Origin of the sequence: Limimaricola sp. G21655-S1 (assembly GCF_027213785.1) — a bacterium.
Classification (GTDB): Bacteria; Pseudomonadota; Alphaproteobacteria; order Rhodobacterales; family Rhodobacteraceae; genus Limimaricola.
Window position 1 is genome coordinate 1 of the sequence record NZ_JAPWGO010000054.1, and the last position, 2,951, is coordinate 2,951.

Sequence of the window (2,951 nt, forward strand, 5' to 3'; positions counted from 1 at the left end):
TCCAGGGTCTCGCCATCGACCTCCACCGCATTCGGACCGACAAAGCGGGCCCGCCCGTGGAAGGTCGCGATGCCGCTTTCGGAGAAGCTCTTCTCCTTCTTCTCCGGCACCGGGTCAGTGAAGCCGCGCTTGAATTCCAGCAATTCGCGCCAGTCGATCCGCACGTCGCCCTCGACCCCCTTGCCCTGCATTCGCCGGGCATGATCGGCGGCAGAGGTGCCGCCGATCAGCATCTTCTTGGGATCACAGCCGCGTAGGGCACAAGTGCCGCCATAGGGACGGAAATCAGTCACGGCCACGCTTCGGCCAGCGGCGCTGACACGCTTGGCCACGGTGGTCGCGGCGGTGCCGCTTCCGATGACGATGACGTCGTATGTCTTGCTCATTTCAAATCTCCTTTGATCGGGCTTTCCGACTGCCACGCGCGGCCAGCCAGCCCGCGAAAGCCCCGACGCCGACAAGTCCAACAAGCATCGGGGCCATACGGACCATCATGCGGGCTTTCATTCGGGAGCTCGGCCCCATGGCGCATCTATCGCAGCAGTAGTGGTGGCCTTGGTGCACCACCCCGGGAGAGGGGAACCGGCTGCCGCAGTGGGCACATTCTTCAAGCTCATGAGAGCGGATCTCGCCGGACATCATTGCATCCAGCGGAACGCCCTGCCGTCCATTCGATGACACTTTCCGCTCTCCTGTTTCAGGTCGAGATCCAAGAGACCGGGTGGCGCGAGACAGCCCTGCGGCCTCGTTGCCTGGATCAGGCTGAGCGCTTCGATCCCGCTCCGGTGCGGCGCGCGCTGTCCTGTCGGCGTGGGTCCCCAGAAGCGCGTCGCCGCCGCCAGTCTCGTAGAGATCGAGGTTGATGGCGCTGTTGGTCAGGGCCAGTTGTGTGAAGGCCTGCGGGAAGTTTCCCAGGAAGGCATAGCGTCCAGCAGGCCGACTGCGCACCAAAGCGGACCGGGCAGAACCAGTCCATCGCACCATCCCGGCGGTCCAAGACCGCGCCGTGGCAATCGCCGAGGAGAGCTTCGTCCCGCAACGGCAGGTATCCGGCATTGCGGGTAGCCATCAGCCGCCCTCGCGGAAGGCGGGGTAGAGCATCATGCCGCCATCCACGAAGAGCGTCGTCCCGACCACGTAGTCCGACGCGTCCGACGCGAGCCAGACCGCGGCCTCGGCCACATCCTCGGTTTCGCCAACCCGGCCATAAGGGATGAGCTTCAGAAGCTCCTTCCGGGCCTCCTCGTCCTCCCACGCGTCCCGATTGATGGCCGTCTTGATCGCCCCAGGCGCGATGGCGTTGACGCGGATCTTCTCGCAGGCAAGCTCTTGCGCCATCGTCTCCATCAGCAGCTTCACTCCGCCCTTGGCGGTGGCGTAGTTCGCATGGCCCGCCCAAGGTATGGCCTGGTGCACGGAGCTGGTGAAGATGATCTTTCCAAGCGCCGGAGACCGTTCCGGATCGAGACCCTGCCGGCGGAAGCGCCGCACCGCCTCCTGAGCGCAGAGGAACTGGCCGGTCAGGTTGACGTCGAGGACCTGGCGCCAGTCTTCGAGGCTCAGTCCGGTGAAGGTGGCGTCGCGCTGGATGCCGGCGTTCGACACGAGGATGTCCACCCCGCCGAACTGCTCATCGGCCGATTCGAACAGTGTCCCGCAGCCCTCCGGCGTTGAGATGTCGGCCTGCACCGCCTCGGCGCCACCGCCGTTCTTGCGGATTTCACCAACGATGCGATCGGCCGCCTCCTCGTCGGAGCGGAAGTTGACGATGACCGAGGCGCCCGCCGCAGCGAAGGCCCGCGCAATCCCCTCGCCGATCCCGGAGCTTGCGCCAGTCACGATCGCGCGGGTGTTTTCGAGTGGCAACTGCTGCATGGTATCCTCCATCAGGCCAGGCGGTCGGGGCCGCGAGGTTCGGCGAACAGCCTCACACGGACGCCCAGTGCGAGACGAGATGTCTTCCCTCGAGCCTCCTCGGCAACGCTCAAGGAACGTCAGGACCTCCTCCAACTCTGCATCAAACTACAGACACCCGATGCAGGTTCCACAGGAGCGGACACCGACAATCGACACTGGAATTTTGAGGGGTGATCCGGCCCACTGACGCAGGGCGGGCCGGACGAAAGGCCGATCTTACCCGGCACAGCAGCTCAGCATGGCCACATCCTTGTCGAAGGTCTGCGCCGCGAGCTTCAGGCCCTCGACGGTCGTCAGATAGGGAAAGATCGTTTCGCCCAGTTCCTTGGTCGTCATGCCCGCCTTCAGCGCCATCACCAGCGTCTGGATGGTGTCGGACCCTTCGGGCGCCACGATCTGTCCACCGAGCAGCCGGTCCGTCTCCCGGTCGGCCACGAGCTTGATGAGCCCTCGCATGTCGCGCGCTGCCTGGGCCCGGGGCACCTGATCGAGCGACAGCACCGAGGTCTTCACATCGTGTCCGGCATCGCGCGCCTGTTGCTCGCTCAGACCGACTCCCGCCACCTGCGGATCGGTAAAGACCACCCAGGGCATCGTGCTGTTGTCATATCGCTCTTCGGCATCCGCCACGGCGTTGCGTGCCGCGATCTTGGCGCCGTAGGCTGCCATGTAGACGAACTGGTCGCGGTCGGTCACATCACCGGCGGCATAGATGCCAGGGCGCGAGGTCTGCATATCCTGTCCCACGACGATCCCGCCGCGACTGTCGGTCTGCACATCCGCCTTCTGGAGGCCGAGATCTTCCGAATTGGCACGCCGACCGGCTGTCACGACGATCCGCTCGGCGGTGACGTCCTTCGCAGTGCCCTCCTGCGTGATCCTCAAGGTAACGCCATCTTCCGACGCAGCAACGCTGTCATATTGCAGACCGGTCAGTAGCGTGATGCCCTCGGCTTCGAAAGCCTCGGTCAGGGCGTCGGACACCTCGGGCTCTGCGCCGGGCAGCAGGCGGGAGCGTGCCACGAGGGTTACCT

At 65.0% G+C, this 2,951-nt stretch carries 3 protein-coding genes; all 3 read right to left on the reverse strand.

The annotated features are described in order from the left end of the window. Positions 1–386, reverse strand: a 386-nt coding sequence (locus O4G76_RS19705) for an FAD-dependent oxidoreductase (RefSeq protein WP_269398858.1), incomplete at its 3' end; no start/stop codon positions are given. A 682-nt stretch (positions 387–1,068) separates the two neighbouring features. Continuing rightward, positions 1,069–1,875 (reverse strand): glucose 1-dehydrogenase, encoded by an 807-nt coding sequence (locus tag O4G76_RS19710; protein WP_269398859.1) that lies wholly within the window; start codon positions 1,873–1,875, stop codon positions 1,069–1,071. Positions 1,876–2,133: 258 nt separating this feature from the next. After that, on the reverse strand, positions 2,134–2,951 hold an 818-nt coding region (locus O4G76_RS19715), incomplete at its 5' end, for an NAD(P)/FAD-dependent oxidoreductase (RefSeq protein ID WP_269398860.1).

What these genes read in the sequence shown, in the direction of transcription:
- O4G76_RS19710 (WP_269398859.1), bottom strand. Translation starts at nt 1,875, where the DNA reads ATGCAGCAGTTGCCACTCGAAAACACCCGCGCGATCGTGACTGGCGCA.